The following is a 16,210-nucleotide window of genomic DNA, read 5'->3' on the forward strand; positions in this document are numbered from 1 at the left end:
GTTGCTTCTACTGATTAGAGGTCATCTGTAAGTTATCGACTACGAATTGCCCTAAATCACGGCCTTGTTTCACACCGACCTCGACGGCTGCCCGGTAATGGATCCCACCATACATACGACTGATAGCCGCTTCATCGGCTGCTTGCCTGAAGGAGGTGAACGACCGGACGGGAAGGCCATAGGCTACTTCGGTATCGTCATCAAATGCGAACCCATCTCCATAGATACTGGTCAATGCCGTAGCCGCAGCCCCAGAGACCACGCTATGACCACTGGTATATTCTGGAAACGGAGGGGTTTGCAATACCGGCTCCCAACTATCGTCAATGTGTTCGTTGATCAAGGTTTCGGGTCGTATCAGGTTACTTCGGTATTTTTCATCCCAACAGCTGATAAAGGCATCGGCGATGGCGATCGACGTTTTGGTGTAGGTGTAGACCGTACCCATCAAATCGGAGTCGGTTTTTTTGGCGGCGATCTTTGCAATGCCGATCCAGTGAGCCCCTGGTGTAATTTTTTTGGTGGCGAACATCAAATGCCCCCTGGTGACGGAAACATAAGGGTTACAGTCCCAGAATTGGGCTATGGCCACTTCTTCGGAGGCATCCCCTTTGGCGGTGATTTCGTTACTGATGTCATAGACTTCTTTGACTTCCTTATAGAAGTCCGAACCCTCTTCCATGGAAAACGGAGGAGGAGGTGTCGGTCTGAACTGATTGGATGAGTCGATAACGAACGGACGGATCTTGTTCCAATGGGGTTCGATACCGCTCATGTATGCCGGTGGGGTCGGTTGCCAGCGTGAAGGATCTTCGGAGTCGACCGAGAATTTGGGCATGGTACGCGTTTGCTTGTAATTGTCTTTGTCCATCCATTCCGCTACATGTTCGGCGACCACCAAGCCATACGTTTTCGACTGTTCGAATACTTCATTATTGCGATCGCTCCAAATAGCATACAGACTATCCCTAAAGGTCTCGATACGATCTTCTGAAAAAATGAGCCGTTTGCTCAAATCCATATGGGCGACCAAGGCAGCAACATCGTGGTTGACCGACTCGGAATCCGGATTTGGGATGGGGCTGAAATCGCGGAGTTGCCCTGCCAAAGACGTATGCCCCTCGTTTTTCAATGCCAATATCTCATATGCGGCGATATTCGGATAGGCATAGATCCGGCTGGCTACCGGGGGTGAAAAAATGTCGTGGATCATGACTTCGGTGACCTTATCGACCGATTCATGGTAATCTTGAGGAGTAATCACTAGCGGTTCGTTCTTCTTACATGAAACGAAAACCATCAACCCCATCACTACGTACCCCAATCTCATTTTCATATTCGTTTTATTTAGTGGTTAATCGATACACTTGGGCCTTGTCATCATTGAACGTGGCCAATAAATATTGTTTTTTCCTATGGCCGATCATCGTCAGATGGCGTAAGGATCGTTGGGTAAAATCCAACCCTAGGACACTGCCGCTGATCACGGAGCCTTCATTTTCGATCAGCGCCCCCGGAAAGGAGTCGAACCGCCCGTGATAGGGTTTTACACCGAAATAATTGCCCCCGACCAAGACCTCATCGGCACCGTCACCATCGAAATCAGCGGTAACGAATGCAAGCAATGGGGCCACTTGGAGTGTTTCGGGGAATGCCTCGAATCGGAACACCCCGTTTTGGTTTCTCAAGAATCCGGATCGCAGCTCGTCAACCTCAAGGGTAGTGGCCTTTTGAAGGGCGTCCTGTTCAAAGAGCCTTTCGACCGGTTCTCCCGCAAACTCGCGATACGCGTTGAACTTTTTTCTCAAGAAAACCAGTTGCGATGCTAGCCCGTCTAAGCCCTCTAAGGTATAATATTGCCCTTCTTTTTCAAAGACCGTCACGGTTTCCGTCTGCCCGTTGTCATCGAAATCGGCGCACAACAATTTAAGGGGATAACGTTTTGATGCTTTGAATTTACTATTCGTACCCCAGTTCCCTAAGAGGTAATCGGTATCACCGTCACCATCGATGTCAAAGGGGTGGATACCCTGCCATAGCCCGTTTAACCGCAGGTCGGAAGTTTCTTTGAACGTTCCTTGCAGGTTCTTGAAGAAAAGCGGTGACATCCATTCCCCAACGATGATCAGATCAGTGGTGCCGTCCTTATCGAAATCATCCCAGAGCGCATCGGTGATCATGCCCTGTCGTTCCGATTCGATTTTTTGGTGGATGCTGAACCGACCTTCGTCGTTTCGCAACAGATAGGAGGGTGTTTTTTGTCCGAATTTACCAGTGGCCGAATGACAACCGACAAAAAGGTCTTGATCGCCGTCCTCATCAAAATCAAAGGCCTTCACTACGGAAACGTTTTCAAAATATTCGGGAATTTCCTGTTTGGTGAAGGAGCTGTCTTGACCTTGATAATAGGAATCGATCAGTGCGCGGGCCTTTCCGAAAAAATCGGATCCCCCGGTACCGATGAACAGGTCATTACGGTCATCACCATTCAAATCGGTGATCAGGGCCGCCACATCTTCCTTGATCGAATCGTGGGCCATGGCCATCATTTTGGAACGAATATAGCTTGAATCGGCTTGTAAATAGATCTGGGAGGGCTTGAACTTAGATCCCCCGAAAAAGAGATCTTCTTTGCCATCACCGTTCAAATCGCCATAGGCTACGGCCGGCCCCCTATCGGATACTTGATACGGAATCAGCTTTTCGCGATTGAAGTGTGAATAGTTGTCTTCTTCATGTCGAAAATCAATACCCAAGTCGTTTTGCACCAGTTCGAACATGGGCGATTTCGGATTTGTTTTGGCCTCAAGCGGCGCACTACCTTGTGGATCAAGGGTCAGGGTCTGGTTCGTTTCAAGCTCTCGAAGGACTTTGAAGGTATTGTCGGGCCAAATGATCTTGAGGGAGTCGATTTGATCGGTGCGACCGAACCCAAAATGGACCATGGGTTCGGAAGTAGCTTGAAAACCGCGACTTGGAAACAACTCCTTGAACTGTACCCCATCGTCAGTGTAAGCGAAAACCTTGGTGCCGATCCCGAAAGTGTTCGGCGCCTTATAGTTGAACCGTAGCTTTAAGTAATTGGCCTTTTCATTGGTTTTGTTGACGTAAAGGGTCGGTGTCCGATTCAAATTGTTCGCAATCAAATCGATATCGCCGTCGCCATCAAGGTCACCCATGGCCGTAGCCCCCGATAGTAAGGTGTCTTTTTTGATCCAGGCATCGCTCATATCGCTGAAGGCGAATCCTTTTTCACCCTTGAATACATAGTTGTGTACATTACCCGTGGGCATTAGTTCAAGGGCTTGTTGGTCGACCAACTTCGTATTGCTGATTTTATTCTTGATTTGCTCGCTCGAGACGAATTTGATGAAATCGAGGTCGTTGGGGCGTTTCGGAATGCCATTGGAAACAAAAAGGTCTTGTTGGCCATCTTGATCATAATCGGCGAAAAGGGCACTCCAGCTCCAGTCCGTCGCGGCTACCCCGCTCATGAGCGCCGTTTCCATAAACCGACCATCCGGTTGGTTGACGAACAACATGTTTCGGGTGAATTGATAATGGTATCCGTAGCGCTCGATACGCAGTTTTTGGGTTTGGATATTGTCATCACCTTCTGATGATTTTAATGCGATTTCCGATTCGGGCAGCATGTCCAACGAAATAAGATCGGGCAAACCATCATTGTTGATGTCGGCTACGTCGTTACCCATTGAAAACCGACTGGTATGGCCAAAATGGTCGCGAAGGCTCTCGGTAAACGTGCCATCGCCATTGTTGACATAGAAATAATCGTCTTCATGGAAATCATTGCCAACGTAGATGTCGGGATCGCCATCTTGATCGAAATCCGATATGGCGAGCCCAAGGCCATAGCTGTTAATGCCACCGAAAATTCCGGCCGCCTCACTGACGTCGACGAATTTACCGTTGTCGTTGCGAAGTAATTTATCCCCGGTTTCATAATTCCGGTCCAATCTGAGGTCGGCATGGCCAAAAGAGTTCTGGGTATGTACGGCGTGGTTCAATAGGTACATATCGAGATCCCCGTCGAGGTCATAGTCGAAGAAAGCGGCATTCGAACTGTACGAATCGAAGTCCAACCCATACGTAGCGGCACTCTCGGCAAAGGTGCCGTCACCGTTGTTGATATACAATTCATTGAAACCGTTGAAGCCATTGATACCCACAACGGCACAGACATAGATATCGAGCCATCCATCACCATTGACGTCGGCCATGGTGCTACCGGTATTCCAACTGGCATTGCCGGCCACTCCCGCCGAATCCGTTATATCCTCAAATTGCAACCCGCCTTTATTGAGATAGAGTTTGTTCTTGACTTGATTGCCGGAGAGGAAGACATCAGGGAGGCCATCATTATTGATATCCCCCAGGGCGACGCCCCCACCATTATAAAAATATAAATAGTCCAAGATGTTCAAGTCATCGGATTCGGTTAGGTCGTTCGAAAACGCGATTCCGGTTTCATCGGATTCCGGGGTACTGAACAACGCTCCTTCCTTTTTGCAATTCAAAAAAAGGATGCCAAGGGCCAGAATGAGGGTGGATCTATTCATTGAAACTGTATACGCGTGGGGTCTTATCGTTTATGGCCGCGATAAGGAACTGGCGTCCTGATCGATCTTTGAAGGTTTTGAGGTATTTTACTTCTTCTTTGATGGCAAAGCCACTTTTGTCATATTCCTGCCAGGTGAAACCCATCTTACCATCCCCTAGCAACACATTTCCGAAACTTGCATCCAGTCTGGAGAATTGCGGTTTGAATTCAAAATTGTTTCCTGCCAAGATGAGATCCAGGTTTCCATCCCCATTCAAATCCTTGCAACTTACATCGCACACACAAGAAAACTGAACCCGTGGGGGTAAGGGTTTAATACTGAAATGACCTCCTCCGTTGTTCATGGCGATGACCGATTTCGAAGTGATGGCCGTTTTGACTATGGAGTTCTCCAATACGTTCTTAGGGAATAGTTCGTCTATGGTACGTGAGGCATAATCGGAAGCCTTGAGGTTTTCCTTTTTCAACGAAACCAGTTGATTGGTGACTTCTTTTTTCTGGTGGATCGGATAGTCCTTGCCTTGATCGGAAATGGTCACGATCTGTTCGATGGTACCGTTGTTATCGAAGTCATTGATCCAAATTTTCATGATCTGATCGTCCGTAGGGCGGTAATGTAGGTTTTCCCCTTGATTCCCTAAGATCAAGTCCATATCACCGTCATTGTCCAAATCGGCCGTTTCGACGGTATTCCACCATCCGGTAAGGCTATCGAGCGATGAAGGGATCTTCGCCAATCTTCGACCGGTGTTCTTGTAAATTTTCGGGCTGTCCCATTCGGAGGTGACCAAAAGGTCTTCTTTATTGTCCCCATCGATATCGACCCATGTCGAACCGGTCACCATGCCGGCATTTTTCAAATCGTAGGCCAATCGTTCGGTAGCATCGACGAATTCGCCATTGCCTTTATTTTCCAAAAAGAGATGGTCTGGCGAAACACCATAGACCCCAACGACACTTCGTGAGCCGATGAACACGTCGATATCCCCGTCTTTATCGAAATCGGATGGTGAGATCGTGGCGATGTTTTTAAAAGTGGCCGGCAATTTGGTCGTTGCTTTCGAAAAGTTGCCCTTGCCATCGTTCAGATACAAGCGCGGAACATACGCTTTTTGTTTGTTGACGTTATTACCCCCTGAACCGACCATAAGGTCTTGATCACCATCGCCGTCAGCATCGAAAAAAGCTGCTGAAACGTCTTCAAAAGGGGCGTCGTCTTCAAAAACCTGTGAAGGTTTCGGCCGCAGTTTTCCATTGCCGGAATGTTTATAGACCATGGCCGACTGGTTATGGGCGCCACCAAGGAACACATCTTCATGCCCGTCGCCATCGACATCGGCAATGGCCAGGGCAGGGCCTTCTTGTGACAATTTTTTGTAGATAAGGCCCTCGTAGTCGAAATCATTGTAGTTGTCTTCTTGATGGGCGTATAGGTTCGGGGTGGTAAGTTCACTAAGATAAGTCTCGCTTACTTCCGTATCCGTTATCACATAGGTTTCGCTGGCCAGAGCTTGATCAACGGTCAACACTTGGTTTGCCTGTACATCAACCAATTTTTGCGTCTTGTCATTTGGCCAAACCACACGGATGGAGTCCAACTTGGTGCTCGCACCCAGACCGAGGGTCATCGTATAATCAATGGAAGATTGGAACCCCCTGGAGGGAACCAATTCTTGGTGTACGATATTGCCATTGAAGTAAAACGTAGCCGAAGCGCCAATGGCAAAGCGGTTTTGGCCCTCACCGGTGAATTTCAACTGCAAGTAGTTGTGGTCGCTCTGTGATTCGGTATTGTTTCGATACAAAAAGGTCTCGGTGTTCACATTGTTGATCACCAGGTCGAGGTCACCATCGTTGTCGAGATCACCATATGCCGCCCCATTCGACCGAGTGGGTAAATCAAAGCCCCATGCTTCGTTCGCTTTGTCAAAAGTAATGTCACCGTTATTCTTGTATGCGTAGTTGGGTTGGGGTTTGATCGGCATTTTGGCAATGATGGAATCAATGGATTCCTTGCGCCCGGTCAGTGCCATTTTTTGAATGATTTCATTGGCGAAGAAGTCGACGAAATCGAGATCGGTCAGGTCGTGATTGATTCCATTGGTGACGAAAATATCTTTAAGTCCATCATTGTCCATATCGAAAATGAGCCCGGCCCAACTCCAATCGGTAGCGTCGATGCCACTGTAATAGGCCACTTCGGAAAAGGTGCCGTTGCCGTTGTTCAGTTGCAAGGTATTTTGGATGTACTGCTGATAAAAGTCCTTACTTCGTTTGAGTTCAAAAACATTGTACCCTTCGAACTCCATGACCGATTTCACGCGCTGTTCCGGTTCTGGGAGCATATCGGTGATGAAGATGTCATTGTTTCCGTCGTTGTTGATATCGGCAATGTCAATACCCATGGCCGAAAGGCTAAGGTGCGAGGTGTAGTCTTTGATCTCTTCGGTAAACGTACCGTCTTTCTGATTGATATAGAGATAATCACGCTCGTAGAAATCATTGGAAACATAGATATCAGGATATTGGTCTTTATTGATGTCAGTGACCAATACGCCAAGGCCGAACCCTATGAGACTGCCATAAATACCCGCTTCTTCGCTAACATCGGTAAAAGTGCCATTGTCGTTACGCAATAACATGTCACCCACTCCTTTGAAGATATCCGGAACACCTTCCCAATCTTGGGCACGGACCTCCCGTTGTTCGGCATAGCCCAGGCTACTCACCGGAATATTGCTATTGTTCAGGATATAGGCGTCGAGGTCACCGTCTTTGTCATAATCAAAGAACGAAGCGTGGGTTGAAAACCCGGTCTTGGCCAAATTGAATTCGTGCGCCCTTTCGGTAAAGGTGAGGTCGCCGTTATTGATGTAGAGATCGTTATCGTGGTTATTGCCTTCCAAATTACCGGCGTTACTCACATAGATATCCAAAAGGCCATCTGCGTTGATATCGGCCATGGTCACTCCGGTCGACCAAGGTTTGTTGCCTTCGATACCGGCACTTTTCGAGATGTCTTCGAATTGAAGGTTGCCCTTGTTCAAATACAGCTTGTTCGGCTGCATGTTACCGGTAAGGTAGATGTCAGGCAGTCCGTCATTGTTAATATCCCCAATAGCTACACCACCGCCGTTATAAAAATTACGGTATTTGAAAATGTTGAAGTTCTTTTGGTTTTCAACGGCATTGACGAAGTCGATGCCCGATTCTTCGGGAGATAATAAGGTGAACAAGGTATCTTCTTGCTCTTGCCCATCGGTTTCTTCGTTGTCGGCACAGGCACTGAATACGAGTAGTGCCCCTATCAATATGTTGTGATATACCCTCATTGTTTTGGGATTGGATTTGCTAGAATAATCGGTGTTTCATTGTTTCGCGCAACTAGGAAATGATCGGCACCGTCGATTTTGATTTTCTCAATATCGCGAACCGCTCCGGAAACCAAAGGTCCATAGTTTTCGGCCCAAACCATATTGCCTTTGCCATCGTTCAATAGCACAATACCGTGCAAGGCGTCTAATCTACCTAGTTGTGTACTTATTTCATAGTCATTCCCCATAATTAACAAATCATTGTATCCGTCCTTATCAAAATCATGGGGCACCACTGCCCTAACGGAAGATGATTGACATATTTTGGGTAACGGGACGGCCGTAAACGTACCATCGCCATTATTTACAAAATGACTGCTGTTCAATTGGTATACCATTTTCCTATCGGCGCTTTTGAGGTCTTCAGGGTCGAATAGTTGGGCGAGACCTGCCTTTGAAAAGGAGGCATAGGAAAGGAATTTTTTGTTTAGGTACGGCATTTGCTTACTGAGCTCGTCTTTTGATGCGAAAGAGGTCTCTTCACCTTGGTAAAAATAGGTGACCAAGGGCTCTATGGAACCGTTGTTGTCAAAATCGTTCCTGTAGAGTGTTATGGGCTCGTTTTCAGAGGCGGTAAATTTGGTGTTCAAACCCCAATTGCCGACTACGAAGTCCAAGTCGCCATCCCCATCGAAATCATCAGCGCGAACGCAGTTCCACCATCCGTTGCTTTTTTCCAACCCGTTAGCGGTTTGCAATTCAAAGCTTTGCCCATTATAGAGGAATATCGAAATGGGCATCCAGTGCCCCACAACGATCAGATCGTCGAATCCGTTTCCGTCCAAATCCACGGAAATAACATCTTTGACATTGCCAAAATATTCGAATTCCGGGGCGATACTATGCGTGGTATCAATGAACGAACCCGAACCATTATTCTCAAAAACGTACTGCCTGGCACTAACCCCGAACTCACGGGGTACGGCGTCAGCCGTCATAATAAGATCTTGATCACCATCTTGGTCAAAATCCAAAGCAAGAACCTTAGAGGCATTAAGGGCAACACCTTCGAATTGTAAGGAGTCGCGTTCAAGTCGGCCTCCATCGTTGATATAAAGCCTAGGTTTGAGGGCCTTTCCCTTTTTAAACTCATTACCGCCGCTGGTGACCAAAAGATCGAGGTCCTCATCATTGTCAGCATCGAAAAATGTATGCCCGGTATCCTCATTGATGGCATCCCGATTGAAGAGTTCTTCTTGGACGCTTTTGAAGGTGCCGTCTGGCTGTTGCACAAAAAGGCCGGAAGCTTGGGTTTTAGCCCCTCCGATAAAGAAATCATCAAGACCATCTTGATTGATATCGGCTACTGAAATATTGGGCCCTTCATTGGAATAGGCAAAGGGGACCAAGGGTTCTCTATCGAAATCCAACGAACTCGCGTCGCGATGCGTAAAGGAGCATAGGCTATCATTTGGCACCTCTGCTACCATTCGCCCTTGAAAAGGGGTGGCCATGGCATCGTTTTTCGTTAATTCGAGCACTTGGTCGATTTTAGGATCCTTGATGCTTTGCCTGTGGCCATTCGGCCAAATAATCGCGAGTGAATCGATACCTTTATCCCCAATTCCGAAATGGACTTCGTCGGATACGGCCGAAAGGTAGCCCGTGGTATGCGATACTTGTTCGAAAAGGACCTCATCACCTGCATACGCATAAATCTTGGTGCCCAAAGTAATGGGGTTGTCAGTAGAGCCCACTAAACGAAGCTTAAGGTAGTGTCCTCCGGTCGTGTTGTTTTGTAATACGGTCGCCTCCTGATCTACGTTGTTAACGACCAAATCGAGGTCACCGTCATTATCGAGGTCGACATACACACAGCCATTGCTAAAACTTGGGTGCTTCCCGATCCATGGGGCAGTCATATCGGCAAACGTCAAATCGCCATTGTTTTTGAAGATGTAGTTGGTCGTTTTCTTTTGCGGGAGTTCTTCGATCAGGGGCATGTCTTCGGTAGACATTCCTGCATCAATACGTTGCTGGATGTTATCATTGGCGATAAAATTGACAAAATCCATATCGTTGGTGGCGCCCTTGATCCCATTGCTGATAAAAAGGTCTTTGTATCCGTCGTTATCAAAATCGGCGCTCAAAACCCCCCATGACCATTCGGTTGCTGAAATACCCGATAAATTCGCAACTTCGGCGAACGTGTTACCGCCCAAATTTAGGTGCAGGGTGTTTTGCATGAATTGCGGGGCATAGCCGTTCTTGAGATAGTTTTGATAAATCGGATAAGCGAATTCAACACCGGAAGTTTTGAAAGAGGCCAGCTCTTCAGGAAGCATGTCGAGCGAGACCATGTCGAGTGCGCCGTCGTTGTTGATATCGGCCATGTCATTGCCCATGGAATAGTGGGTGGTATGCCCTAGACTTTCCGGCCGTGTCGATACGATATCAATGAAGGTGCCATCTTGCTGGTTGACATAGAGGTAGTCATTTTCAAAAAAATCGTTGCCAACGTATAGGTCGGGGTAACCATCGTTATTGACATCCCCAACGGATACACCAAGACCATAACCGATTTTTCCTTGAAAAATCCCAGCTTTTTCGCTGATATCGACATATTGGCCGTTTTGGTTTTCAAAGAGGACATCACCTGAAAGGGGATCGTATCTTTTTCGTTTGGCTCCTTTCCCATAATTGCTGTTGGGATGAACCGAATGGTTCAAAAGGAACATGTCAAGGTCGCCGTCCAAATCGTAGTCAAAGAAGGCCGCTTGCGTACTTAATCCTGAAAAATCAAGTCCGTAGTCGGCGGCTACCTCCTTAAATTGTGGTATGCCCTGGTCGTTCGGTCCTTGGTTCAAGTAAAGCAGGTTTTTGCCCTGCAACGAACGATATCCGGATGCTTTGCAGACGTAGAGGTCTTTCCATCCATCCCCGTTGATATCCACATGGGTGACGCCGGTGGTCCATCCTGAAGCGTTTGAAATGCCTGCGGCGTCGCTTATGTTCTCGAAACGGAACCCTCCTTTGTTGATGTATAGTGCATCGGCTACCTGGTTGCCGGTAAAATAGAGATCGGTCAAACCGTCATTGTTGAAATCCGCTGCTGCTACTCCCGCACCGTTGTAATAATAGAGGTAATTCAGAATATTGAGTTCTGGCGAATCGGTGAGTTGATTGGTGAAGGTAATGCCTGAATGTCCAGACGAAACTTCGGTAAAAAGCGTCGGCTCTTTTTTACATGATATCCCTAGAAGAAAGACAGAAAACAAAACCCCAAAAAACCTTTTCATATGTCTCCTAAAACAAGAGCGGCAAGATAATTAAACTTAATAGAACAATAAAGATACCTTATGGTAAAATTGGCGTTTACTAGATGGTAGTAACGAAAATTCGTTGCGTTGAAAAACAGCATATTGCCGACTTGATAAAAATAAAAAACCCGCTCAATGAGCGGGCTTTTTTTATGTGTAGTTGCTTTCTGGATTAGTAACCAGGATTCTGTACCAAGTTAGGGTTTGAAAGCAATGCATTCGTTGGAATAGGGAACAAGTTTTTAGTCTCGTCACCAACTGAAGCTGGATCTTTGAACTCCCAATCCCTTGTGAATTGTCCAAAACGAATCATATCGGTTCTACGAACCTGTTCTTTGTACAACTCACGTCCTCTTTCGGCAAGGATGTCAGCTTCCGTAACGCTTCCTAGTGGCGTAGCACCTCGGATAACACGAAGTTCGTTTACCATAGCAGTTGCATCCATACCACTTCTCATCATGGCCTCGGCCTTCATCAAGTGGGCATCGGCATAACGCAAGATGATTTCGTGAGCAGTAAACGATCCGTTTACTGGGTGGTACTTGATCGTACGGATACCCGTTCTTTCATTGTTACCAACCAAGCCTGGGAATTCACGAGTGAAAACCAATGGGTTTCCAGGACGATCGTTCAAAGCAGCACCGGTAGCGCTGTACTGTTGTCCAACCAAGAAACCGTAACCGATACCTAGGGTACCATCGATGTTTCCATCGGCTGGGTTAGGAACGAAACCTCTTCTTTCTTCCTGACCTGAGCCAGCACGGTTTGAGTTAGGATCTCCTTCGAACAAATCGTAGAATTCAGAAAGGGTTGAGAACCCATTCCATCCACCACCTCCGTTATCAGGAGCAACAATGTTATAGTGCATACCATTCCAGATACGGTTTCCAACTCCAGTTGGTAACCACCAGATGGTTTCAGAATCGGCGTCTTGTGTAAAGATATCGAAGAAACCAGACTGAAGGGCATACCCGTCAGCAGCAATAGCATCGACCAAGGAAATGACCTCAGCCATATCACCAGAATCTGCAGTACCTGATCCGTTGTAGATGTGGGCGTTCAACAATACACGGGCTTTAAGGTGACGTGCAGCAGCTTTACTAGCCCTGTTCTGGTTGTCAACATCGCCAGAGGCAACGGTTGGCAAACCAGCAATAGCAACATCCAAATCAGCCAATACATCGGCCAAAGCTTCAGAACGTGTGCGGATTACCGGGTCGATTTCAGGACCTTCGTCCGGAGCACGGAAAGGAACCTGACCGTACATGTCCATGATGATCCAAGTAGCCCAAGCCCTTAGGAAGCTTGCATCGGCTACTTCAGCAGCGGAAGCGTTACTTCTTGGGTCAATAATCTCAGAGGCCAAGAAAATCGATTGGTTCCAGTTGTTCCAAACATTCAGAACGTATTGGTGTGAAGGTGACCATGTATGGCTATGGAGTGTTCTCCAAATTCCGTTATCACCCCAGTCGGTACCCCTTGTAGGAACTAGAAGTTCATCAGAGGCAACTTCCTGAAGTGCATGGAAGTTCGCTTGATCACCTAATCTTTCGAATCCTCGATAGACATTCGTGATAGAAGCGGTAACATCTTCAACCCCATTGAAAATACCACCTGAAGCGGTATCCTCATCGATAATGGAATCGGATTCCTCAATTTCCAAATCGGTACATGAGATTGCAAAGCCCGCACATACAGCGGAGAGCAACATTAATTTGAATTGATTTCTTTTCATTTTATACAATTTTTTTAATTAGAAAGTGGCGTTTAAACCAAAGGTAACCGTTGTAGGTCTTGGGAAAGCCGTGTAATCGATACCAGCAGTCGGTAGACCATTCAACAGGTCAAAACCACTAGGTTGTACACTAACTTCAGGATCAAGACCACTGTAGTCGGTAATCAAGAACAAGTTCTGTCCCGTCAAGGATAACCTCAAGCTCTTGAACCAACCTTCTCCATCTAGAGGCACATTGTATCCAATGGTTGCGTTTTGTAGACGAATAAAATCACCGTCTTCCAAAAATCTTGTAGAAACCTCAGCGGCGGCATTACCTGCCTCACCACTTGTCAACACATCAGGAGTCACATTTCGACCGTTGGCAATGGAACCTGCGGTAAAGAATGCATTACGAGTGTTGTTGTACACAGAGAACCCGAATTGACCGGCCAAATAAGCCGAGAAGTCCCAGTTCTTGTATGAAACGTTGGTTGAGAAACCAGCGTTCACATCAGGAAGGGCATCTTCGCCGACGAATTGCTGAACGTCACCAATCGGTTGGCCGTTGGCATCGAATCCTTGGAAATCCCTAAGGAAATAAGAGAATAGTGGTTGGTCACCTGCCAAGATCTGGGCGAAGGCCAAAGAAAGCCCCTGACCTCGAATCGTACCGGCTGGAATCTGCCCACCGAAATCCTCAAGGATGTTGTCATTGTATGCGATGTTGAAAGACGCGCTCCAGTTCAAGTCTTCTGATTGCACTAAATCATAGGCCAAGGCGAATTCAATACCTTGGTTGACCACCGTTGCATCCAAATTCTCGAAGAAGAAGGGCTGAGGTGATGGCTGTGCAGCCGGAATACTCAATAGAAGGTCGGAAGTTTCTTTACGATAGACATCAATGGAACCTGACAACCTATCGTTGTTGAATCCGAAATCGATACCTACACCATAAGAAAGGGTTTCCTCCCATTTCAACTCATTGTTCACAAAAGAAACCACCTGTGTTCCTGGGGCGTTGACCGTACCATCATTTCCGATACCGGCACCGCCGAAACGCTCACGACGTACGAAGTTACCGAAACCTAGACCTTCTTGGTTACCAGTGATACCACCACCAACTCTAAGTTTCAAGGTTGAGATCGCATCGCCGATGAAATCCTCTTCCCCGATTTGCCATGCGAAGGCACCTGAAGGGAAGTAACCGTATTGGTTGTCTGGACCGAAACGGGAAGAACCATCCGCCCTGATCGTACCTGTAAACAAGTACTTTCCGGCAATGCTATAGTTCACACGTCCGAAGAACGATTGCAGCTCATCAGTGAAGTCAAACGTATCGGTAAAGATCGCACGAACATCGATGATAGAGGGTGCGATATTGTCAGTAGTGGCCTCAGGGAACAAACGGTTTACAAATACTTGCGAATTGTTGGTTCCAAGACCGTATTGTTGGTAACTTCCATCGATAGTTGCCTCAATGGTGTTGGCCGATCTCTCAAGGTCATCACCCATTTGGGTCAAATTGTTGGTGCTGAAACCCCAACCTTGAACGTTACGTCCGTCCCTTGAGAAATCTTGGAAAGAGTAACCGACCAAAACATCCAAAGAAGAATTTTCAAATTCCTTGTTGTAGTTCAGGGTGGCTTCCAATAGACGGTTTTCTACATTGATGTCGTTTACTGCACCACGACCGTTACCGGCAGTACCGTTTGAGAAACCGATGACGTCCCTGTTGATAGCAGACTTACGGGTTGATTCGGAAACGTCATAACCAAGGGTTACCTTACCTTTTAATTCAGGAGTAATCGCGTATTCCGCAGAGAAGTTTCCTAAGAATCTATTAGTAAAGGCAGTACTTTGTGTCGATTCCAAAAGGTTAGCTGGGTTCAAAAGTCCTCCAGTATCAAAACCTGAGCTATTTGGCCAAGTCGGATTAGCTGAATAGGCAGCACCCAACAAATCCCCTTGGAATCCGGCACTACCACTCAAGGGAGCTGATTCATCATTAACGCGTGAAACGGTTCCTTGCAAGCTCAAGGTCAATTTGTCATCCAAAAAGCGATGTGACCAGTTGGCGCGCCCCGTAATTCTTTCCAAAGAAGAGTTTTCGATAACACCGAATTGCTTTCCGTAACCGAAGGTAGCCCTAATGTTGCCTTTTCCATAATTCTTAGACCATGACAAGTTTTGGTTTTGTGAGGCTACCGTACGGGTAACGACATCTTGCCAGTTGGTGTTGAATCCAGCATCACGCTCTGCTACATTACCGCCAAATTGGTCGATAGCGGAAAGGTACTCTTGTCTATCCAACAAGTCGTAGCTGTTTCCAGGAGTTGATATACTCAAGGAAGACGAGAATTCGAAGACCCCTGAAGAACCAGCTTTACCACTTTTAGTAGTAATGATCACAACACCATTCGCACCCCTTGAACCATAGATAGCTGTTGCAGAGGCATCTTTCAAGACACTGATGCTTTCGATATCAGCTGGGTTCAAGAAATTCAATGGGTTTCTGGATGCGGCAGATCCAAGACCTAGGTTCTGACCGTTTGCCGAGGTATCGTCTCCTGCCAATGGCACCCCATCGACAACGAACAACGGGTTGTTGTTCGAACGGACGGAGTTCGTACCCCTAATCCTCAATTCGATACCTGCACCTGGTTCACCACTGGTCTGTGTAATCTGTACACCCGCGGTCTTACCTTGGATCAACTGCTCGGGTGAGGCAATGACACCACCGTTGAAATCCTCCGAGGTAACCGCAGCAACGGCACCTGTAGCATCTTTAACGGTTGTCGTACCATAACCGATGATTACCACCTCATCAAGCGCTTGGGCATCTTCTTGCAAGACGACATTGACGGTTGATTGCCCTGTGTAGGCAACCTCTTGAGTCGCAAACCCAATGTAGCTGAATACCAAAACGGAGCCATCGGTAACGTTGTTCAAGGTGTAGTTACCGTCGAAATCCGTCTGGGTACCATTGGTGGTACCCTTGACAAGAACACTAGCTCCTGGCAAAGGGCCTGTGGCATCAGAAACCGTACCTGATACCGTCTGGGCTTGAACCGTATTGAAACATACAAATGCCCCAAGAAGCAACAAGCCTTTAAGTAGCGTAATCTTCATAGATAATTAATTTTAAGTTTAGTTAATTTAAATTCAAGCGTTAAACATATGTAAAAAATGTGTTAAATGCCCGATAGCACTGGCCTTCAAAACCACGAAAACGGTTTCGTGTTAATAACTTTGAATTTATGCGGCTAACGTAATTCAA

General features: G+C 46.9%; 6 protein-coding genes. All 6 read right to left on the reverse strand.

All coding sequences use genetic code 11. The annotated features are described in order from the left end of the window. Positions 1-7: 7 nt before the first annotated feature. The 6 genes from ABV409_RS06085 to ABV409_RS06110 all read right to left on the reverse strand — a co-directional run bounded on the left by ABV409_RS06085 (position 8) and on the right by ABV409_RS06110 (position 16,062). The gene (locus tag ABV409_RS06085) at positions 8-1,336 is read right to left on the reverse strand and encodes a vanadium-dependent haloperoxidase (RefSeq protein WP_353876656.1); all 1,329 of its coding nucleotides are present in this window, start codon (positions 1,334-1,336) and stop codon (positions 8-10) included. Positions 1,337-1,343: 7 nt separating this feature from the next. Continuing rightward, the gene (locus ABV409_RS06090; protein ID WP_353876657.1) at positions 1,344-4,580 is read right to left on the reverse strand and encodes a VCBS repeat-containing protein; all 3,237 of its coding nucleotides are present in this window, start codon (positions 4,578-4,580) and stop codon (positions 1,344-1,346) included. Beyond that, complete coding sequence (locus tag ABV409_RS06095) at positions 4,573-7,914, reverse strand: VCBS repeat-containing protein (protein WP_353876658.1); 3,342 nt, start codon at positions 7,912-7,914, stop codon at positions 4,573-4,575. The genes ABV409_RS06090 and ABV409_RS06095 overlap by 8 nt, the downstream gene beginning before the upstream one ends. Next, on the reverse strand, positions 7,911-11,195 hold the full coding sequence (locus tag ABV409_RS06100; RefSeq protein WP_353876659.1) for a VCBS repeat-containing protein: 3,285 nt from the start codon (positions 11,193-11,195) through the stop codon (positions 7,911-7,913). The genes ABV409_RS06095 and ABV409_RS06100 overlap by 4 nt, the downstream gene beginning before the upstream one ends. 193 nt (positions 11,196-11,388) lie before the next feature. After that, positions 11,389-12,951, reverse strand: coding sequence for a RagB/SusD family nutrient uptake outer membrane protein (locus tag ABV409_RS06105; RefSeq protein WP_353876660.1), 1,563 nt, complete (start codon positions 12,949-12,951; stop codon positions 11,389-11,391). A gap of 18 nt (positions 12,952-12,969) precedes the next feature. Further along, a complete protein-coding gene (locus tag ABV409_RS06110; RefSeq protein ID WP_353876661.1) occupies positions 12,970-16,062 on the reverse strand; it encodes a SusC/RagA family TonB-linked outer membrane protein in 3,093 nt (1,030 codons plus the stop codon). Between the last annotated feature and the right edge of the window lie 148 nt (positions 16,063-16,210).

The organism is Flagellimonas algarum (genome assembly GCF_040513375.1).
Classification (GTDB): Bacteria; Bacteroidota; Bacteroidia; order Flavobacteriales; family Flavobacteriaceae; genus Flagellimonas_B; species Flagellimonas_B algarum.